The sequence below is a fragment of the Flavicella sediminum genome, assembly GCF_006381105.1.
GTDB lineage: Bacteria > Bacteroidota > Bacteroidia > Flavobacteriales > Flavobacteriaceae > Flavicella > Flavicella sediminum.
Window position 1 is genome coordinate 234459 of sequence record NZ_VDET01000007.1, and the last position, 19458, is coordinate 253916.

Annotated in this window: 20 protein-coding genes; 14 read left to right on the forward strand and 6 right to left on the reverse strand. The window is 33.3% G+C overall.

Annotated features, from left to right (window positions below; all coding sequences use genetic code 11):
- Positions 1-20: 20 nt before the first annotated feature.
- Entirely contained in the window at positions 21-932 is a 912-nt protein-coding gene (locus tag FGM02_RS08930) for a patatin-like phospholipase family protein (RefSeq protein WP_139958020.1), read from the reverse strand.
- A gap of 84 nt (positions 933-1016) precedes the next feature.
- Here FGM02_RS08930 and FGM02_RS08935 point away from each other — a divergent pair, with 84 nt between their 5' ends.
- Together FGM02_RS08935 and FGM02_RS08940 are read left to right on the forward strand one after the other, a co-directional pair.
- Positions 1017-1583, forward strand: a complete 567-nt coding sequence (locus FGM02_RS08935; RefSeq protein ID WP_139958021.1) for a hypothetical protein — start codon at positions 1017-1019, stop codon at positions 1581-1583.
- Position 1584: 1 nt separating this feature from the next.
- Positions 1585-2688, forward strand: a complete 1104-nt coding sequence (locus FGM02_RS08940) for a MauE/DoxX family redox-associated membrane protein (protein ID WP_139958022.1) — start codon at positions 1585-1587, stop codon at positions 2686-2688.
- On the opposite strand, the gene FGM02_RS18040 is transcribed toward FGM02_RS08940, so the two are convergent.
- Positions 2689-2856 carry a hypothetical protein gene (locus FGM02_RS18040; protein ID WP_166461155.1) on the reverse strand — a complete coding sequence of 56 codons (168 nt, stop codon included), beginning with the start codon at positions 2854-2856 and terminating at the stop codon, positions 2689-2691.
- Positions 2857-2906: 50 nt separating this feature from the next.
- On the opposite strand from FGM02_RS18040, the gene FGM02_RS08945 reads away from it, so the two are divergent.
- Both FGM02_RS08945 and FGM02_RS08950 read left to right on the forward strand, forming a co-directional pair.
- Positions 2907-4193, forward strand: a complete 1287-nt coding sequence (locus FGM02_RS08945; protein WP_139958023.1) for a M28 family metallopeptidase — start codon at positions 2907-2909, stop codon at positions 4191-4193.
- An 89-nt stretch (positions 4194-4282) separates the two neighbouring features.
- The gene (locus FGM02_RS08950; RefSeq protein ID WP_139958024.1) at positions 4283-4729 is read left to right on the forward strand and encodes a hypothetical protein; all 447 of its coding nucleotides are present in this window, start codon (positions 4283-4285) and stop codon (positions 4727-4729) included.
- Positions 4730-4800: 71 nt separating this feature from the next.
- Here FGM02_RS08950 and FGM02_RS08955 read toward each other — a convergent pair whose 3' ends face one another.
- Entirely contained in the window at positions 4801-5088 is a 288-nt protein-coding gene (locus FGM02_RS08955; RefSeq protein ID WP_139958025.1) for an ArsR/SmtB family transcription factor, read from the reverse strand.
- Between the two features lie 301 nt (positions 5089-5389).
- On the opposite strand from FGM02_RS08955, the gene FGM02_RS08960 reads away from it, so the two are divergent.
- From FGM02_RS08960 to FGM02_RS08970, 3 genes are all read left to right on the forward strand, one after another.
- Positions 5390-6448: an acyl-CoA reductase gene (locus FGM02_RS08960; protein WP_139958026.1), complete on the forward strand. Its 1059-nt coding sequence runs from the start codon at positions 5390-5392 to the stop codon at positions 6446-6448.
- A 93-nt stretch (positions 6449-6541) separates the two neighbouring features.
- Complete coding sequence (gene serC / locus FGM02_RS08965) at positions 6542-7600, forward strand: 3-phosphoserine/phosphohydroxythreonine transaminase (protein ID WP_139958027.1); 1059 nt, start codon at positions 6542-6544, stop codon at positions 7598-7600.
- Between the two features lie 70 nt (positions 7601-7670).
- Entirely contained in the window at positions 7671-8621 is a 951-nt protein-coding gene (locus FGM02_RS08970) for a D-2-hydroxyacid dehydrogenase (RefSeq protein WP_139958028.1), read from the forward strand.
- A 48-nt stretch (positions 8622-8669) separates the two neighbouring features.
- Here FGM02_RS08970 and FGM02_RS08975 read toward each other — a convergent pair whose 3' ends face one another.
- Both FGM02_RS08975 and FGM02_RS08980 read right to left on the reverse strand, forming a co-directional pair.
- Complete coding sequence (locus tag FGM02_RS08975; protein ID WP_139958029.1) at positions 8670-9668, reverse strand: tubulin--tyrosine ligase family protein; 999 nt, start codon at positions 9666-9668, stop codon at positions 8670-8672.
- Positions 9669-9731: 63 nt separating this feature from the next.
- Positions 9732-10049 carry a hypothetical protein gene (locus FGM02_RS08980; RefSeq protein WP_139958030.1) on the reverse strand — a complete coding sequence of 106 codons (318 nt, stop codon included), beginning with the start codon at positions 10047-10049 and terminating at the stop codon, positions 9732-9734.
- A 548-nt stretch (positions 10050-10597) separates the two neighbouring features.
- Between FGM02_RS08980 and pflB the strand changes: the two genes are divergently transcribed.
- The 3 genes from pflB to FGM02_RS08995 all read left to right on the forward strand — a co-directional run bounded on the left by pflB (position 10598) and on the right by FGM02_RS08995 (position 15316).
- A complete protein-coding gene (gene pflB, locus FGM02_RS08985) occupies positions 10598-12823 on the forward strand; it encodes a formate C-acetyltransferase (protein ID WP_139958031.1) in 2226 nt (741 codons plus the stop codon).
- A gap of 96 nt (positions 12824-12919) precedes the next feature.
- Complete coding sequence (gene pflA, locus FGM02_RS08990; RefSeq protein WP_262711112.1) at positions 12920-13633, forward strand: pyruvate formate-lyase-activating protein; 714 nt, start codon at positions 12920-12922, stop codon at positions 13631-13633.
- A gap of 180 nt (positions 13634-13813) precedes the next feature.
- On the forward strand, positions 13814-15316 hold the full coding sequence (locus FGM02_RS08995; protein WP_139958033.1) for a DUF3360 family protein: 1503 nt from the start codon (positions 13814-13816) through the stop codon (positions 15314-15316).
- 109 nt (positions 15317-15425) lie between these two features.
- Here FGM02_RS08995 and FGM02_RS09000 read toward each other — a convergent pair whose 3' ends face one another.
- Entirely contained in the window at positions 15426-16196 is a 771-nt protein-coding gene (locus tag FGM02_RS09000) for a carbohydrate-binding family 9-like protein (RefSeq protein ID WP_139958034.1), read from the reverse strand.
- Positions 16197-16262: 66 nt separating this feature from the next.
- On the opposite strand from FGM02_RS09000, the gene FGM02_RS09005 reads away from it, so the two are divergent.
- From FGM02_RS09005 to FGM02_RS09020, 4 genes are read left to right on the forward strand one after another with little or no spacing between them, the layout of a single operon-like run.
- Positions 16263-17390 carry a DUF2652 domain-containing protein gene (locus FGM02_RS09005; protein WP_243739385.1) on the forward strand — a complete coding sequence of 376 codons (1128 nt, stop codon included), beginning with the start codon at positions 16263-16265 and terminating at the stop codon, positions 17388-17390.
- Positions 17391-17392: 2 nt separating this feature from the next.
- Positions 17393-17944 (forward strand): metal-dependent hydrolase, encoded by a 552-nt coding sequence (locus FGM02_RS09010; RefSeq protein ID WP_139958035.1) that lies wholly within the window; start codon positions 17393-17395, stop codon positions 17942-17944.
- A complete protein-coding gene (locus FGM02_RS09015) occupies positions 17931-18563 on the forward strand; it encodes an NUDIX hydrolase (RefSeq protein WP_139958036.1) in 633 nt (210 codons plus the stop codon). The genes FGM02_RS09010 and FGM02_RS09015 overlap by 14 nt, the downstream gene beginning before the upstream one ends.
- A gap of 49 nt (positions 18564-18612) precedes the next feature.
- On the forward strand, positions 18613-19422 hold the full coding sequence (locus FGM02_RS09020; protein WP_139958037.1) for a lysophospholipid acyltransferase family protein: 810 nt from the start codon (positions 18613-18615) through the stop codon (positions 19420-19422).
- Positions 19423-19458 lie beyond the last annotated feature (36 nt).

The following is a 19458-nucleotide window of genomic DNA, read 5'->3' on the forward strand; positions in this document are numbered from 1 at the left end:
TTGTTAAAAGACTAGGCGGTCTACTTATCGTATTTTATATGCGTCATTTGATCGCCATACGTTTCTTCCATATACGAATAACCATCTTTCCACCATTGCGTCATTTTCTCTTTATCAAAAATCAACGAGTTTGTTGTTAACACGGTTGGTGTATAATACATATTCAATTTTACATTGTTGTTTTTCGCAGCCAATTTCCCTATCGTTAAATTGTGTTTTTCAACCTGCTCTAAGGCGAAATCGAAAATATTAGAAATTAACGAAAATGGATTTTTTGAAGACAAACGGTTAAAGTGAGAAACTTCTGTATCTAAAATAATAACATCGACTTCCGTGGCACCTCTATTTATGGCTTCTCTAACAGGCACCAAACAGCCAAAACCTCCATCAACATATTCGCAATAATTTTTTTCGAAGACACTCATAAAAGGTGCATAATTACATGAAGCCCAAATCCAATCACAAAATTCATCATAAGAATAATCATGAATAGATTTGTATTCTATTTGACTGGTTGTTAAATTAGAAACCGTGACCACCAAATCCATGGTTGATGTTTTTAATAACAGAAAATCGTGATTTGATAAATTTTTTCGAATCAATTTTCTCAAGTTCCCACTTTCACCAAAGGTTTTTCTTTTTCTGATTAAATTCCACAATACATTTAAATGATTGATGGCAACTACTTTTTCTCCGTGCAGTTTTTTTATAAAGAAAGGACTGTTGTCAAAAATACTTCGCTGATTGACATTGGTGTAAATTTCTTTTAACTCTTCAATTTTCCCTAGTGCTAAATGTGGAATAAGCAAACTACCCGTGGAAGTCCCTAAATATAAGTCGTATTTTTTTTTCTTTGTTTTGATCAAATACTCAGCAACACCCCCTGCAAATGCTCCTTTACTTCCACCTCCGGATATTACTAATGCTTTCATCTTTTTTGTTAATGATTTTTCTTAAGTTTGAAACTCAATTCAACTAGGTTATAAAAATATAAAAATAATGATTCTTTTTTAGCCATGCGCCATCAACTTAACATACTTCTATATTTCTTTTTATGCCTTGTCATTAGCTGTAAAGATAAAAGCCTAAAAAACACACTCGACTTCACTTGTAAATCGATACCAGAAAATAAAAAAAACATCACTTTAAAAGATGCCAAAAAAACTTTTGAGCTAAGCATCCCCGAAAATTGGAAACGAGAACTTTTTGTAGACACCAAAGAATCTCGTTTTTATTGTGCAGACACAACAAGAGAACTCACGGAAGCTTATATTTTTGATTTGGGTTATTTTGAAACAGAAATTAATTTCGACAGCATCCTTTCAAAAAATCAAAAAAACAAAACTACAAGCGATCCTATTTTTAAAAGCGGTTTGAGTAAATTTAAAACACGTGATTGTTTTTATGTATTTTCAACTTCCGAAAAACTTGGTTTTCCATCACAAAAATTAACAGTGTTTTTTAAGAACCAAAACAACAGTCATTACAAACTTAATATAGATGTTTATGGCGACACAAATACGAATCAACGCTTTTGCGAAGGATTGGATATATTTGAATCTGTAAATTTATTTCAAAATTAAAATGAGGCTAAGAAAATTAAATACCATTCAAAAAATTAGATGGGTAGAAAGCATTGCTATTCTTGGATTTTTAATCACAGCCCTAATTACACCAAAACTTTGGCTCAACACAAAAGATTTTCCTGTCATTCCCCTTTTTGAAAATATTCCTATACCCGCAGCTCCTTACGATTGCATCATTGCTATTTCATTTTTCATATTATTGTTGCTGCAATTATTTAGGCCTCGACAATTTCTGGGATTATTTATTATTCTTTTCTACACTTATTTGTGTTTTATTGATCAAAACCGACTGCAACCTTATTATTATCAAAGTATACTAACCTTGCTTGCCGTTAATTTATTTCCTAAAAAAGGAAATTCAAGAGTTGTTTTACATGCTATAGCCTTGCTATTTTTTGCCACCTATTTTTGGAGTGGTGTTCAAAAATTAAATGAAATATTTTACGAGCAATGGATGGGTGCACTTTTAAAACATTTTTCTTTTGTTCCTTTTGAACTTTTGGAAATGTTTACCTATTTAGTCCCTTATTTAGAATTATTGATGGGTGTATTTTTACTTTTCAATCGCACTCGGAAATTTAGTCTTATTGCCATAGTGGGCATGCACAGCATTATTACTATTATGCTTTTTTACTTGGGGTACGGCTACAATGTGGTGCCATGGAATTTACAAAACATTGCCAGTGTTTTGGTTTTATTTTGGTCATTAAAAACAAAATCTGGCTGGGAAATATTTACAGATCAATTGGAGTATCGAAAATTCATCATCATTATTTTCACCATCTTTTTACCTATCAGTAATTTTTTTGGTGGCTACGACCATCTCTTATCGTTTAGCTTTTTTACTTCTAAATTAAAATACTATTATGTTATAATTAACGACAAAGATTTGGAAGAAAATCTGCCCGAACACATTAAAAAATATTTACGTCCGCATAACGGACAATCGATTTTATACCCAAATGAATGGGCAGGCGAAGTCAATAAAGTTTTATTTTACCCGCAAGATCGTGCTATTCATTATTTAGAAAACTACCTGCATACATTTTCCGACAAGGAAGACAAATCTAAACTGACAACACTAATTGTGTACAACCAATAATTATTTTCGTTTTTTGGCTGAATCAGGAATATTTTTAAGCTCACCTTTTTCTACGCGAATTTTTCCTGAATTCACCAAAGCTTCTAAATTAATTGGTTTGCTTACAATTGTCTCTTTCAATTTCTGTTTTTGAATCAGACTGGAAATGTTAAATTTTTTATCACTCATGTGCCAAAGATAGTTATTCCTTATTTTTGAAAGAAACTTGTAAAAACAATATGCGTTTTAAAACTTCTCTTTTCCTTATTGCCCTTTTATTTTGTAATGCTACTTTCTGTTTTGCACAACTTAACAATGCAAAAAAAATAATCCACACCTTAAGCTCTCCAGACTTTCATGGTAGAGGCTATGTTTCCAAAGGCGATAAAATTGCCGCAAAATTCATTCAAAAAGAATTTAAAAAATTAGATTTAAAAAAATTCAACAAATCCTATCTACAAGAATTTTCATTCAGCATAAACACACAGCCCAAAGAATTATTATTAGCACTTAACAAAGAAAAATTAATTCCTGGTAAAGAGTATTTGATAGACCCTGCAAGTCCGAGTATAAAAGGAACCTTTGAAACACTAAGTACCAATTGCAACGAACTGCTACACACGGATCAATTTTTAAACAAACTTCGAAATTCAGCCAATAAAATTTTATTGATTGATTGTTACAACTTGGCCAGTTTTGACAGAAAACAAAAGAACAAAATTAATGAGCTCATTAATTTTTTGCGTTATAGTAAAGAACACCCTGCAAAAGCAGTTATTGTTTTCAATACAGAAAAACTAACTTGGCACGGAAGCACCATACAAGCGCCCAAAGCCTCATTTACAGTTTCTAAAAAAGTAAATTTAGAAACGATAAAAACCATCAAATTAGACTGCAAAAGTAAATTTAAAGAAAAATACACTTCAAATAATTGCATTGGATATATAGAAGGTAGCACTGAAAAAGACTCTATTATTGCCATTACTGCACATTACGACCATCTAGGACGTATGGGAAAAAGCACCTATTTCCCGGGTGCCAACGACAATGCTAGCGGAATTGCCTTATTGCTTGAAATCGCCAATTACTTTTCGCAACACCCACCTAAATACACCTTGGTATTTCTAGCTTTTGGTGGTGAAGAAATTGGTCTATTAGGCTCTAAATATTTCACCGAAAACCCATTATTTCCTTTAAAAAACATAAAATTTCTTTGGAATTTTGACTTAGCAGGAACCGGTAGCGAAGGCTTAAAAATTGTCAATGGATCGGTTTATGAAAAAGAATTTGAAAAATTATTGGCAATCAACACCAAAGAAAATTTACTTCCAGGAATTTACAAAAGAGGAAAAGCTTGCAATAGCGATCATTGTTATTTTGACCAATTGGGTGTTAAAACCTTTTACAGCTACACTTTAGGCGGTATAAAAGCCTATCATGATATTTACGACAAACCAGAAACTTTACCTTTGACAGAGTTTTTAGATTACAAAAAAATTATGTGTCGTTTTATTGAACAACTATAACCAACTGTTTATCAGTAAAACAACAAAGAATTACAATTATTTTATTTATCTTTAAAGGAACGTCTTTTAAAGACATAAAATAGTTAGGTATGAAAACAGGTAAAATAATTACGAATCACGCTTTGAAGATTTATCTAGGAATTGTGTTCTTTTTCTTTTTAATGAAGCTACTCAATTTAGAACACTTAGTGCAACTAAGAATGTTTAATTTCCTATTTGTTGTTTGGGGAGTAAACGCAGCTATAAAGAAAAATATTTTCGGAAATTTAGACAACTCCTATTTAACAAACCTATCCATCGGTTTCTCTACAGCCCTATTTGCGGTCATTGCCGTTTCCATTTCTTTGATTGTGTACAGCATGGCAATTGACGATGCTGTTATTGTACTAATGGAAAAATCAATGTTATGGGGAAATAATCTTACACTTGGTCATGTAGTGTTTGCTATTTTAATTGAAGGAATGGCTTCTTCCGTAATCTGCTCTTTTTTAATCATGCAATACTGGAAAAAACACAAATTAAACACAAGCTTTTAAATTTGGTTATTTAGTTTTTTTAACCGCCTATTAGTTTAAAACTAATAGGCGGTTATTTTTTTACTTGTTTCTTACTCCAAAACCTTTAATATCTGCCTATCTGAAAGTCTATAATAATTATACTTTCCTTTTTTTTCAGAAGTCAACACACCACTATCTTTCATTTTAATTAAATGATGCGACAACATAGATTGTTCTACAGTAATTCCAATAGCCTTTTTTATCTCCGATACAGTCAGTGCTTCTTGCTGCCCTAAGGCTTCAATAATTTGCAAACGGACAGGATGAGAAACTACTTTTAATAGTTGAGCTACTTTTGTGATTTTTTTTAAACTCTTTTTTGACGGGATAGTATTCATAGCATATTTATTTCAATTTAAACAAATATATGAACATATGTTGTTTTATTCAAATATATTTGTATATTCGTAGCAGATAAGTTATTAACAATTACTTATTTATACCCCCGAAATGAAAAAGAAGGCGGCAATTGGATGAAACCTTACCCCTTATATCTAATTGCAATAATAATTGAGACTGTCTATATATAGGCAGTCTTTTTTTTGTCATTTTCAAGCTAGCATTATATTTCCTTCTTAATAAATATTGTTCATGATATATTAATTACTTTTGCAGCATCAAATTTATTCAACAAAATCGATGACACTAGAAGAAAGAAAAAAAGCCTTTGTTAGCCTTGGAGAATTTTTAAGTCAGTTTACTTGTAAAGGAATTGAACAAAAAGAAAACATTCCTTTTAACGATGTATTTTTTGATGCATTTAAAATGCAAATTAGCAGAGCCAAAGAATCGAATGGTTGGTTTACTCAAGACAATGTATTATTTTCAATTGAAAGTTGGAGCAAAGCATTGACTCAAGAAAATTTGGACCAATGGACAAGTGCATATTCATTTAAAAACAGTGAGCCTAAAACCATTGCCGTTATCATGGCAGGGAATATTCCTTTAGTAGGTTTCCATGATTTTTTAAGTGTATTACTATCTGGAAATAGTGTTTTAGCAAAACTATCTTCAAACGACAAGTATTTTCTTCCGTTAACGGCAAAGTATTTAGAGTATATTCAACCTGAATTTAAAGGAAGAATCCAATTCACTGAAGAAAAACTAGTAGACTTTGATGCCGTTATTGCAACAGGTAGCGACAATACTGCTCGCTATTTTGATTATTATTTTGGAAAACACCCACATATTATAAGACAAAACAGAAACACCGTGGCTGTGCTTACAGGAAATGAAACCGAAAGTGAGCTAGAAGCCATGAGTGATGATATTTTTAGGTATTTTGGTTTAGGTTGTAGAAGTATTTCTAAAATGTTACTACCAAAAGGGTACGACTTGGACAATATTTTTAAAGCCGTTTTTAAACACAAAGACATTATTTCTTATGAGCGTTATGCAAATAATTACGATTACAACAAGGCCGTTTATTTAATGAGCTTGTTTGATCTTAGAGAAAATGGTTTTTTAATGTTAAAAGAAGATCCTAGCTACGCCTCTCCTATTTCTAGTTTGTTTTATGAATACTACGATTCTATTGACGAATTAAAAGAAAAATTAGCCAAAGATCAGAACAAAATTCAATGCATAACAAGCAACTCTTCAGAACTAGAAAGCATTCCTTTAGGAGCTACTCAAAAACCGCAATTATGGGATTATGCAGACGGAGTTGATACCATTGCATTTTTGTTAACATTGTAGTTAATAATTTAAGAAAAAAGTCATTGTAAATTGAAAAAAAAAACTAAAATTTGCATTTCGTTTTAAATAACTCAAGAAAGAAATCATACTCAGATGAAAAAACATAATTTTAGTGCAGGACCTTCAATACTTCCTCAAGAAGTTTTGAAAAAAGCAAGTGAAGCAATTGTTAATTTTAACGGATTAGATTTGTCTCTAATTGAGATTTCTCACCGTAGTAAAGATTTCATTGCAGTAATGGACAAAGCGCAGGCTTTGGTAAAAGAATTATTGGAATTACCAGAAGGTTATTCAGTATTGTTTTTACAAGGTGGAGCAAGTACACAATTTTTAATGACTCCTTACAACTTAATGAAAGTTGATGGAAAAGCTGCCTATGTTGATACTGGTGCTTGGAGTTCTAAAGCAATAAAAGAAGCCGTTAACTTCGGAGAAACAGTTGTTGTTGCCTCTTCTAAAGACAAAGGATATAATTATATTCCTAAAGGATACGAAATACCTTCAGACGCAGATTATATTCACTTTACATCAAACAACACCATTTTTGGAACTCAATTAAACGAATTCCCTGGTGATATGTTAAAAGTAGTAGATATGAGTTCTGATATCTTTTCAAGAAAAATAGACTACACACAATTTGATATCGTGTATGCTGGAGCTCAAAAAAATATGGGACCTGCAGGAACGACTTTAGTAATTGTAAAGGATGAAATTTTAGGAAAAACAGGAAGAACTATTCCTTCTATGTTAGACTATGCAGTACATGCAAAAGCTGGAAGTATGTACAATACACCTCCTGTATTCCCTATCTATGTTTCTATGTTGACTTTAGAATGGTTGAAAGAAAAAGGTGGCGTTGCGGTTATCGAAAAAGAAAACAAAGCAAAAGCAGACTTGTTGTACAACGAAATTGATAACAATCCTTCATTTAACGGATTTGCAGCTAAAGAAGATCGTTCTAGCATGAATGTGACTTTTACACTTGCTGACGAATCTTTAAAAGGAAAATTTGATGCTTTGTGTACAGAAGCAGGAATTAGCGCTATCAACGGTCACAGGTCTGTTGGAGGTTATAGAGCTAGTATTTACAATGCATTACCAATTGAAAGCGTTCAAGTTTTGGTAAAAGCAATGCAAGATCTAAACAAATAATTTAAACAATTTTTAAGCGACACCTTAATTCAGTGTCGCTTTTATTTTTTTATACATAAAAATCAAAACAATGAAAGTATTAGCAAACGATGGATTGGCACAAAGCGGGGTAACTGCTTTAGAAGCTGCTGGTTTTGAAGTAATTTTGACAACTGTTGCTCAAGAGCAATTAGAAAACTATATCAACGAAGAAAACATTGACGTAATTTTAGTACGTAGTGCAACTACAGTACGTGAAGAATTAATCGATGCTTGTCCTTCTATCAAAATTATTGGTCGTGGTGGTGTTGGAATGGATAATATTGATGTACAATACGCTAGAGATAAAGGTGTGCACGTTATCAATACACCTGCTGCTTCTTCTCATTCAGTTGCAGAATTAGTTTTTGCACATTTATCTGGCTTGGCTCGTTTCTTACAAGATTCAAACAGAAATATGCCTTTAGAAGGTGAAGCAAACTTTAAAGGTTTGAAAAAAGCATACGGTGCTGGTGTTGAATTAAAAGGTAGAACATTAGGTGTTTTAGGTTTTGGTCGTATCGGACAAGCAACCGCTGCTGTAGCTTTAAGATTAGGAATGAAAGTTGTTGCTTTTGACCCATTTATGGAATCTGCAACCATTACACTTGATTTTATTGATGGACAAAAAGTTGACTTTAAAATTGATACTATTTCTAAAGAAGAAGTTTTAAAACAAGCTGACTTTTTAACCTTACACGTACCTGCTCAAGATGAGTATGTTATTGGTGCTAAAGAAATTGAATCTATGAAAGACGGTGCTTTTATCGCAAATGCTGCTCGTGGTGGTGTTATTGATGAAGTTGCTTTGATTGCTGCTTTAGATAGTGGTAAATTAGGTGGAGCTGCATTGGATGTTTTTGAAACAGAACCAAAACCAGCTGTACAAGTTTTAATGAACTCTAAAGTTTCATTAACGCCTCATATTGGTGCTGCAACTAGTGAAGCACAAGATAGAATTGGTGGAGAATTAGCTTCTCAAATTATTGCGTTGTTGAAATAACACAACTTCTTAGTATATATAAAAAGCCATCCCTAAGGATGGCTTTTTTTATGTAATAATTTTCCAACTTGAAATTTCTATAAAACCTTTGTTTTCTGCTGTTCTCAATCCCATCACAGACAACATTTCTTCTAACATATCATTTTTTATACCTCCATGGTTTTCGTTTTTAGATTTCATGGAAGGTCCTTTATTTACTTCACAAATAATAGCTTGATTGTTTGTATCCACTAAAATATCAATTCCAAATACTTGAAAACATTTGGCTTGCTCCAAATTTTCCAACTTCCCAAATTCATGAACAGCAGAATCTAATAATTTATTTATTTTTTCACACAAATCCCTAAAGAAAGTTTTGTATTCAACCTCTAGTTCATCTAACAATTCACTCATCAACTCAGGAAATTCTTCAGGAATAGCGTTTCTTGCATGTGTGATCATCCGGTCATACATTTGAATGTCTTTACCAGGTGGTTTTCCATAAATACAAACTCCTTCGTAATACAAATAGGCTGTTAATTTATTCTTATGCAAAGTCAATAATGCATAAACTCTAAAGTTAAATGAAGTTCCTTTGTGCCTCCTAAGATTTGTAATTAAAGGTTGTGCTATATCCGATTTCTCTTTTTCGTTCAATACTTTTTGTACAGAATCTACCAAAACCAATCCCAGTCTTCTATGCCTGTTATCTTTTAAAATAAAATGATTTCGAGTATCCGTTTTCAATCGTCTTATATCTTTCTTATCATCTAATATATAGGTCTCGGGCATAATACGCGAAGCTTGCTCTCTTCCGTATGAGTTTACCAAATTCATCCAAACAGTACGCCTATTGATCATACAATCTGTCCCCGTTACCACACCAATGTATTTATTTTCTACTTTGCCCAAACCTTCTAACTCCTTTGAATCAGCCTTGTCGGTTAAAGGAAAATAAACATCCCATTCTTCTGTATCTAAAGAAATCACCATGTTGTTTTTTTCTAAAATATCGAGATATCTTTGGGAAGGTAACTTGTCGTATTTACAAATTTTAGTTTTACTCATTTAAAATAGGTTTAAAATAAAAAAACCGCAACATTTTGCGGTTTTCAAGTACTTTTATAACACTTATAATTCTTCTACGTCTTCTTCAAAATCTTCATCTCCTTCAAGTTCCTCATCCTCAGCAGTTGTGTCTTGATATTCCTGATTAGCGACAATAATAGCATCCAATTCAGTTTGTGTAATCCATGCTCCTTCATGGAATACTAACAATTCATCACCATGTTTCAAATGTGCCTTTAAAGCGTTTCCTGAAACTGTAATTACTTTTCCTTTGTGAAGTAGTTTAACTTTTTCTCCACCCTCATCATTTCCTTTTAAGGCAATAACCGATAAAGTTACAGTCGCCAATGCCGCAGCTTTTAAGATGTTTTTTTTATTCATTTCAATAAAAAATTAAGTTTGAGTAAAATCGGGGGCCTTGGACTAAGCAATGGAACTTTTCAAATATAGTGTTAAAATTTAGATTTATTTTTACAAATCAATAGTTTTTACTTTTAAATTCTTAATCGAATCACTGTTCTAGTGAAATAATTGTAATACTCACTTATTTTCGGTAAACATTTTAAAAACACATTTAGTCATTTGTTTTAGTAATTTAAAGAGAATCTAAATAATACTGTTTACTCTTTTATTTAGTTAATTTTACACAAATCATCCATTAAAAACTATACAATAAAACTTAGCTTATTGTTTATACAAGACAACAAATTCTACTTTTTAATCTTAAAAATTCGGGGTATATAAAAAATAATTACATATTCAACAACTCTCCTGTTTATATTTTTCAACGAACCGAATTCCATCCATATTCTTCTTTTTGTTCCATCGAATGAACAATAGTCAAATAAAGGATTATACGATCTTTTATTATTGTACTATTTCGTATATTTGAAACAGCAATAAACAAGATAATTACAAAACATAAACACATGAAAACAATAGCATTCAAAAATGGAGTTTGGAACAAAAGAATAAACGTTAGGGATTTTGTCGTCAAAAACATTACTCCTTATTATGGTAAAGAAGACTTTTTAGTAGGTCCTTCTGATAAAACCAAAAAACTATGGGAAATCTGCAAAGAAACCGTTAAAGAAGAACGATTAAATAATGGTGTACATTCTGTAGATACTGCTACTGTATCTGGAATTAATTCATTTGAAGCAGGTTATATTGATCAAGAAAATGAAACTATTGTAGGTTTACAAACCGACCAGCTGCTAAAAAGAGCCATGAAACCTTTTGGAGGTTATAAAGTGGTTCAAAAAGCATTGGCTGAACACGGATTGGCTCCAAATAAAAATGTTAACGAACTATTTTCTAAATACGTAAAAACACACAACGATGGTGTATTCTCTGCCTACACTTCTGAAATAAAAAAATTCAGGTCTTTAGGATTTTTAACGGGCTTACCCGACAACTATGCTCGTGGAAGAGTTATAGGAGATTATCGTAGAATTGCCTTGTACGGAATTGATTTTCTTATAGAAAACAAAAAAGCGGATTTAGAAAAAATTACAGGCCCAATGAGTGACGCCGTTATCCGCCTGCGTGAAGAAGTATCTGAACAAATAAATGCCTTAAAGGACATGGTAAAAATGGGTGCGCATTACGACTTAGATTTAGCTCGTCCTGCACAAAATGCCCAAGAAGCGGTTCAATGGACGTATATGGCATATTTAGCTGCCGTAAAAGAACAAGATGGCGCTGCTATGTCTTTAGGAAATGTTTCCTCTTTCTTAGATATTTTCATCCAACAAGATTTAGAAACTGGAGCTATTACGGAAGTGGAAGCTCAAGAATATATTGATCAATTTGTTATGAAATTGAGAATGGTGAGACATTTAAGAATGGAGGCCTACGACCAAATTTTTGCAGGAGATCCTACTTGGGTTACCGAAGCGATTGGAGGTATGTTTTCAGACGGTCGTACAAAAGTCACAAAAACTTCTTTCCGTTTCTTACACACACTTTACAACCTAGGCCCATCTCCTGAACCAAATATTACCATTCTTTGGTCTTATGGTCTGCCTCAAAATTTTAAAAACTACTGTGCCAAAGTTTCTATTGACACCTCTTCTATTCAATTTGAAAATGATGAATTGATGAGAACCACACGTAATTCTGACGATTATGGAATTGCTTGTTGTGTTTCTTTCCAAGAAATTGGAAAACAAATTCAATTTTTCGGAGCCAGAACTAATTTGGCTAAAACTTTATTATTGGCCATAAATGGAGGGAAATGTGAAATTACAGGAACTCAAATGGTTGACGGTATTGCTCCTTATACCGATGAATATTTAGATTTTGACAAAGTGAAAGCCAATTTCGAAATTGCGATGAAGGAAGTGGCTAGAGTGTACAATGATGCCATGAATATCATTCACTATATGCACGACAAGTATTACTATGAAAAAGCGCAAATGGCTTTGATAGATACCAATCCTTTTATCAATATTGCCTACGGAATTGCAGGCTTATCTATTGTTGCCGATTCACTTTCTGCCATTAAATACGCCAAAGTAAAACCAATTAGAAATGAAGAAGGCTTAACCGTTTCTTTTGCTATTGAAGGAGCTTTTCCTAAATATGGAAATGACGATGATCGAGTGGATTTATTAGCGAGCAAAGCGGTTGCAGATTTTAATAATGAATTGAAAAAACTTCCGGTTTATAAAGAAGCTGCCGTTACCATGTCGGTATTAACCATTACTTCAAATGTTGTGTATGGTAAAAAAACAGGAGCCACTCCTGATGGAAGAGAAAAAGGGGTTCCCTTTGCTCCTGGTGCCAACCCTATGCACGGACGAGATTCTCATGGGGCCATAGCTTCTTTAAATTCTGTAGCAAAAATTAATTATGCAGATTCTCAAGATGGAATTTCAAATACCTTCTCAATTGTTCCTAAATCTTTAGGGGCTACACAAGAAGAAAGAATTGATAATTTGGCAAGTACGCTGGATGGTTATTTTGACAAAGGCGCCCAACATTTAAATGTAAATGTACTCGACAAAGAAACCTTGTTAGATGCTATGGAAAATCCTGAAGAATATCCACAGCTTACCATTCGTGTTTCTGGTTATGCAGTAAATTTTATTAGACTGACAAGAGAGCAGCAAATGGAAGTTATCACTAGATCTTTCCATGAAGCCATGTAAAACTTAACTCATATGGGTATCTAACTTTGTTTAGATACCCTTCACTTAAAGAATATCGCTATCAAAACAGCTCAAAATACATTAAGAATTCACTCCATAGAATCTTTTGGAACCCATGATGGTCCTGGAATTAGGATGGTCGTTTTTTTACAAGGTTGCAAATTAAAATGCTTGTATTGCCATAACCCTGACTCTATTGACACGCATGGAGGAACGGAACATGACATTGAAGAATTGGTACAACGCGCCATAAACATGAAATCCTATTTTGGTAAAAAAGGAGGGGTTACTGTCTCAGGTGGAGAACCATTGTTGCAATCTAAAGAATTGATTCATTTTTTTAAGCGATTAAAAGAAGAAGGAATTCACACAAATATTGATACGAATGGTAGAGTACTCAATCATTTTACAGAAGCGCTTTTGGACAACTATACCGATTTGGTGATGCTTGACATAAAGCATATGGAAGAAGCAGGTTACCGAGCCTTAACAGGGGCAAAAAGCAAGGAAACAACTTTCAAATTTGCAGCTTATAGAGAAGCCTCAGGGAAAAAAATGTGGTTGCGCTATGTGTTAATTCCTGGTCTAACAAATACTCCTGAATTATTGCATGCTTTAGGTGCCCATTTTAAAGAGTATCAAACTATTGAAAAAATAGAATTACAGCCTTACCACAAACTTGGCGTTCATAAATGGAAAGCTTTAGGATGGAAGTATGAATTGGAAGATGCTCGAGAAAATACTCCTGAAGAATTAAAAGAAGCTGCTGCTATTTTGAACAAATATTTTAAAGAAGTTAAAATCAATTAATCCAATTCTAAAATAAATAAATTTAAAAACCGCCAAAAACAAAAAACACTTCTACAACTACCTAAAATACTGTAAAACAGTCTGTAAAATTGGAAAATATTTTTATAGAGCAAAGAATCCAAGAATTATTTTCAATGAAGTTTTCATGAAAATTAATTTCTAGCATGAAAAAATGACCCCATGAAAACTTTTAAAGAACTACACAAACCGGCATCAGAATTCAACAGCCGATCGGAATACCTAGAACACGAATTACAAATTATGAAACCTAGAAGATTTAGACTAAACCTTCCGGGTAGAGATTTTAGATTTGAATGGGAAGATTTAATTCCTGCCTTTGCAGGTACTTTGGGTATTATTGCCATGTACTCATCTGTAATGATGGCCTGGGCAGATGGACTTACGGAAGCTTGGGATCATATTACATTGGGGAAAGATTTTGCCATTGAGGTGTCTAGAGTTGAAATGCTTATTCCAGCCTTTTTATTTGTTATTTTGGCCTCTGGTTTTTTTAATCCAAGAGCCAATTTAGCAGGAAATCATGGACCTATGATTCCTCTTATTGCTAGTATAGCATTGGCGGGGGCTCATCCATTAGCTTTGGCTATTTTAATTGGAATTTTTGGCTTGTTACTCAGTTTTTTTAAAGGAGGATCTCGTTTGGTCAATCTGACTAGTAAAGGTGTAGCAGGTGGCTTGTTAATATTTTTAGGTTTTACAGGAGCTTTGAGTCAAATAAGAACTATTCAAACATGGAGCAAGGGTTTGGCTTCTTCTACAATAGAAGCGGGAAGCTTGGGCTATTTGGGCTTAGTTATTTTATCTGTAACTGTAATTTTATACAGCTTTCTTGCTAGAATTGACAAACGTTGGTTGGCCATTCCGGCCTGTGCTATAACAGCTTTACTTATAGCTTTAATAGGAGGGGCTAGTTTCGACCTACAAATTACCACAGAAATTGGCTTACCTAATTTAAACCCAGTTTATTGGTGGGGAAGCACAAATGAAGGCTGGATGCTTGGTTTGCCTGAAAGTCAACATTTTATTGCCTCTTTGCCTTTTGCCATTTTAGCAGTAGCTATGTGGTCGCCCGACTTCCTAGGTCATCGAATTTTCCAAGAAATGAATTATCCAAAGCGATCTGAAAAAGTATTGATGGATGTAGATGACACGATGACCATGTGTTCTATTCGGCAAATGGTAGGAACTGCCGTTGGAGGAGGAAATATTACTTCTTCATGGGGAACCTATTTGATACCGGCAGCAATTGCCAAAAGACCCATTCCAGGAGGCGCAATTTTATTAGGTTTAATGGTTATGACTGTGGCCATTTTAGGAAGTCCGATAGATATTGCTGTTTGGCCACCTGTACGATCTATTGCTTTGCTAGTAGGTGTGTTTTTACCTATGATTGAAGCAGGAATACAAATGGTAAAAGAAAGCGCTTGTGCGCAAGCAGCTGGTATTTGTATTTTTATGGCCATGGTAACAAACCCGGTATTAGCTTGGGCTTTGGCCATGTTTTTAGACAATAATGGACTTATTGGAGACAAAAAAAGAGCTGAAAAATTATCTAAAGTAGACAGGTTACTGATTCCAATTAGCATATTAATTATTTGCATTGCCGCGGTATTAGCCGTCGGCATGCTAAAAGGCAGCTATGGCTTGGAAGCCTTTTTGTGAACAAATTAAAAAGCAACAAATTGCTTTTTAAAACTATAAAATTCTTGTTTATTGTTTATTACTTGTGTTCATCTCTCCCTTTTGCTGAGTTAAAAAAGGGAGAGATTTTTTATTCCTCAACAAATTCTAACCAAGAGAACTGATTCGCATCATGCACAGCTTCTTCACTTTCAATAGGGAAAATAGTTGAAGTAACTCTTCGGTCACCCGTGGCATCATTTCTATCTTGTCTTAAAGCTAAAAAAGTCCACCTACTCCCCTTTTGTACAGGTTCAAATTTGGTAACTCCTTTAAAAACAGAAATAGGAATCGCCATTTCCATGGTCCAACCTGTATCTATATCTGAATTATCATTTAGCGTACCGTTGATGGTAATTTCTGTTTCGTAGGCAGGATTCAATCCTTTGATTGATCCAAAAACTCCTTCATAAAAATCGTTGACAAACACAAAGTCATTGGCCGTTTTGTATAAATTCAACTCAAAACCAAAATGTACGCCTATAGGTTCAGCCGTAGGACTTAAAAAAAATTCAGCACAATCATCAAAATAAGGAGCCCCATCTCTTTCCTTTTCTCTAGCAGTTATAAATTGATCTTGGCATTCATAAAACAAATACAAAAACTCTTCATCCCAAAGCATTCTAAATTTTGTGTTTTGTTTATCATGGCTTTTTTCTGCAGCATAGAAATTATTAAAATCTTTTACCACAGCCTTTTCCCAGGCTTCCTCTAAAACTCCATCTACCACAATTTCTGAAGTAGCTTTGTGCATTTTATAGGTTTTAGGATGAAATTCTTTAGCCTTCTTTTTTTTATTTTCTTGACAGCTTATTGTAAGTATCATAAGCATTAGCAGGATACCGTATGGAGTGGTTTTCATAATCAGAAAGCAAATTTTAGTTTGGTTTGGAATTAAAAGTAAATATAGAAAAAAGTCTGACTCTTTATGAATATCTTTATATTACAATTCAACAAAGAACAACAAGTAAACTACATGCCTAAATCACTTTTATTTTTACCTGACATTTCTGGATACACCGAATTTGTTCAAACCACAGAAATAAGTCACAGTCAACATGTAATTGCGGAACTTTTAGAAATACTCGTAAGTGCCAATACACTTGATTTAAAATTAGCAGAAGTGGAAGGAGATGCCTTGTTTTTTTACAAAGAAGAAATTCCTTCCTTAGAAAAAATACTGGCGCAAGTTGAAACCATGTTTACCGCCTTTTTCAGTCAATTAGATTTGTTGAAGAATAACAGAATTTGCCCTTGTAATGCCTGTTCTTCTGCCGTAAATTTAGAATTAAAAATAGTAGTTCATTGTGGCGATATAGAATTTATTACTGTTCAGAATAAAAAGAAACCCTTTGGACCACAAGTCATTGAGGCACATCGTTTAATGAAAAATTCAATTGCCAGTGATAATTATGTACTGATCAGTCAAACTCTTGCTGATGAAATTTTCTTAACGGAACATTACAAAAGCAAACTTTTTGATTTTGAGAAATTAAGCGACACTTACGACAAAAAAGTACTGGCCTATCAATATGCAAAAATTGCAACGGATAATTTAAAGCTCAATCGACAAACTGCAATAAAAAAAATAAATTTTAAAAAGTCTCCCTCCGTTCTCCTTGAAAAAAAATTTCCAATTGAGGCAAACCAACTAATGGAATATCTTAGTAATTATAGCTTTCGTCATTTATGGGTTGAAGGAGTGGATGCTTTTGAATTTAATAAAAATGAAGTGACCCGAATTGGTTCGGGGCATGTTTGTGTGATCAATCAAAAACATTTAAATTTCACAACGGTTACCAAAGATGTTGAAGAAAATCAATTAATTTATGGAGAAGTAACGAGTAGTTTTCCTTTTGTAGACGCTGTTTATCAATTTTATACGCTCACACCTATTTCTAAAAAATCGTGCGAGTTAAAACTAGAAATTTATGCAGAAGCCACTTCTTTTTTAAAGAAACTAGTCATGGCTGTAGTGGTGAAAAAAATCTTGAAAAAAAATGCTTATAAAGCCATTGAAAGCCTGTATGAATTTATAAAAACTAAAAAGAACTAATTATGGCTTCAGCTTTCGGTCATGCCTTAACGGCCTTTGCTATTGGAAAAAACTTCAATAAGCATATATTAAATTGGAATTTTTATCTTCTTGGAATTATTTGTTCTATTCTACCAGATGCCGATGTGGTCAGTTTTAGCTTAGGCATCCCTTATAAAAGTTTTTGGGGACATAGAGGGTTTTCGCACTCTTTTGTTTTTGCAGCCTTAATTTCTCTAGTATTCGTTTGGACATTTTATAAAAACAACAGCAATTTAAAAGAAAAAACTTTTATAGGTATTTACTTGTTTTTGTGTACAGCCTCACATGGAATTTTAGATGCTATGACCTCGGGCGGACGTGGAGTGGCGCTTTTAGCTCCTTTTGACAATACACGTTATTTTTTTCCCTTTAGACCTATAAAAGTATCACCAATAGGTATAGAAAAATTTATAAGTCACCGAGGACTACAAGTACTTTTAAGTGAATTTATTTGGATTGGAATACCTTGTCTTCTACTTTTAACAACAGCCTTCTTTCTAAAAAAGCGTAAAAACAGACATGAACAATTCTAATTTTGAAAATTTAATCGTAGCGCTACAAAATGCAACTTTAGGAGGTACGGATGCACAATTTAAATTGGCGCCAGAGCTTCGGAAGCCTTTTTCAAAAGAAGCCATTGCCAATAGAAAAGCAAAAAAAGCAGCAGTCTTAGCCCTATTCTACCCAAATGAAAGGGGCGAAACCATGCTTCTCCTAACATTACGTGCCGATTACAAAGGTACCCATGGAGCACAAGTAAGTTTTCCTGGTGGGAAAGTAGAAATTCAGGATAAAAACCTTCAGCAAACAGCTTTAAGAGAAAGTTTTGAAGAAGTTGGCTTAGCACCAGAAAATATTGAAATTATAAAAGAACTAACCGATGTATACATTCCTCCAAGCAATTTTTTAGTAACCCCGTTCATAGGCTACACCAATAATCAGCCCGTATTCTATGTAAATGAGGAGGTTGCCGAAATAATTGAAGTTCCCTTAAAAGACATGCTAAATGATGCCTCTGTTCAATACATGACAAAGGACACTTCGTATGCCAAAGAAATGAACATTCCGTATTTTAATTTGAACAATCACGTGGTTTGGGGTGCTACCGCCATGATAATCAGCGAGATTAAAGAACTTCTAAAATCTCTTTAATAACTCATTTCTTTTTGTAAATTTGTCCACGCTAAACTAACCCGTACGAATGAAAATTTTTAAAAGAAATCCTTTTGGTCATATTTTAATTTTGAAGAAATGGCTTATCAGAATTTTAGGGGTCATTTCTCATAGAAGGTATAACAAATTTAATAAGTTACATATAGAAGGTTCTGAAATCATTAGAGATTTACCAGACACCAATGTGTTATTTATTGCGAATCACCAAACCTATTTTGCCGATGTTGCAGCGATGTTTCATGTTTTTAACGCGGCTTTAAAAGGAAGAGTAGATTCGATTAAAAATATTGGCTATATCTGGAACCCAAAATTGAATTTGTATTATATAGCAGCTGCAGAGACGATGAAAGCAGGTTTATTGCCAAAGATTTTTGCCTATATGGGGTCTGTTTCGATTCAAAGAACTTGGAGAAGTGAAGGTAAAGATGTGACTAGACAAGTAAAAATGTCTGATATTAGTAATATCGGAACTGCTCTAAATGATGGGTGGGTAATTACTTTTCCGCAAGGAACAACAAAGCCTTTTAACCCTATTCGACGTGGAACTTCTCATATTATTAAAACCTACAAACCCATTGTCATTCCTATTGTTATTGATGGCTTTAGAAGATCATTCGACAAAAAAGGGTTGCTTATTAAAAAACGAGGTGTTTTACAAACAATGGTGATCAAAAAACCATTGAAAATTGATTATGAAAATGATTCTTTTGCTGACATTGTAAAGCAAATAGAATACGCAATAGAGCAACATCCTTCTTTTCTTAAAGTAATTTCAGTTGAAGATTATAAAAAACAAGAAGATGAATTAAATAAAAAGCGTGAGTTTTGGAATCAATAGACAGATTCTTATAAATAAAACGCTTCAGTATAGATT

Excerpts from the sequence above, each read along its gene's own strand:
- FGM02_RS08940 (WP_139958022.1), top strand. The coding sequence starts at position 1,585 with ATGAGGCTAAGAAAATTAAATACCATTCAAAAAATTAGATGGGTAGAA.
- FGM02_RS08960 (WP_139958026.1), top strand. The coding sequence starts at position 5,390 with ATGACACTAGAAGAAAGAAAAAAAGCCTTTGTTAGCCTTGGAGAATTT.
- FGM02_RS08975 (WP_139958029.1), bottom strand. The coding sequence starts at position 9,668 with ATGAGTAAAACTAAAATTTGTAAATACGACAAGTTACCTTCCCAAAGA.
- pflB (WP_139958031.1), top strand. The coding sequence starts at position 10,598 with ATGAAAACAATAGCATTCAAAAATGGAGTTTGGAACAAAAGAATAAAC.
- FGM02_RS08945 (WP_139958023.1), top strand. The coding sequence starts at position 2,907 with ATGCGTTTTAAAACTTCTCTTTTCCTTATTGCCCTTTTATTTTGTAAT.
- FGM02_RS09005 (WP_243739385.1), top strand. The coding sequence starts at position 16,263 with ATGAATATCTTTATATTACAATTCAACAAAGAACAACAAGTAAACTAC.
- FGM02_RS08935 (WP_139958021.1), top strand. The coding sequence starts at position 1,017 with ATGCGCCATCAACTTAACATACTTCTATATTTCTTTTTATGCCTTGTC.
- FGM02_RS09010 (WP_139958035.1), top strand. The coding sequence starts at position 17,393 with ATGGCTTCAGCTTTCGGTCATGCCTTAACGGCCTTTGCTATTGGAAAA.
- FGM02_RS18040 (WP_166461155.1), bottom strand. The coding sequence starts at position 2,856 with ATGAGTGATAAAAAATTTAACATTTCCAGTCTGATTCAAAAACAGAAA.
- FGM02_RS09015 (WP_139958036.1), top strand. The coding sequence starts at position 17,931 with ATGAACAATTCTAATTTTGAAAATTTAATCGTAGCGCTACAAAATGCA.
- FGM02_RS08970 (WP_139958028.1), top strand. The coding sequence starts at position 7,671 with ATGAAAGTATTAGCAAACGATGGATTGGCACAAAGCGGGGTAACTGCT.
- FGM02_RS08955 (WP_139958025.1), bottom strand. The coding sequence starts at position 5,088 with ATGAATACTATCCCGTCAAAAAAGAGTTTAAAAAAAATCACAAAAGTA.
- FGM02_RS08950 (WP_139958024.1), top strand. The coding sequence starts at position 4,283 with ATGAAAACAGGTAAAATAATTACGAATCACGCTTTGAAGATTTATCTA.
- FGM02_RS09020 (WP_139958037.1), top strand. The coding sequence starts at position 18,613 with ATGAAAATTTTTAAAAGAAATCCTTTTGGTCATATTTTAATTTTGAAG.
- FGM02_RS09000 (WP_139958034.1), bottom strand. The coding sequence starts at position 16,196 with ATGAAAACCACTCCATACGGTATCCTGCTAATGCTTATGATACTTACA.
- FGM02_RS08930 (WP_139958020.1), bottom strand. The coding sequence starts at position 932 with ATGAAAGCATTAGTAATATCCGGAGGTGGAAGTAAAGGAGCATTTGCA.
- serC (WP_139958027.1), top strand. The coding sequence starts at position 6,542 with ATGAAAAAACATAATTTTAGTGCAGGACCTTCAATACTTCCTCAAGAA.
- FGM02_RS08995 (WP_139958033.1), top strand. The coding sequence starts at position 13,814 with ATGAAAACTTTTAAAGAACTACACAAACCGGCATCAGAATTCAACAGC.
- FGM02_RS08980 (WP_139958030.1), bottom strand. The coding sequence starts at position 10,049 with ATGAATAAAAAAAACATCTTAAAAGCTGCGGCATTGGCGACTGTAACT.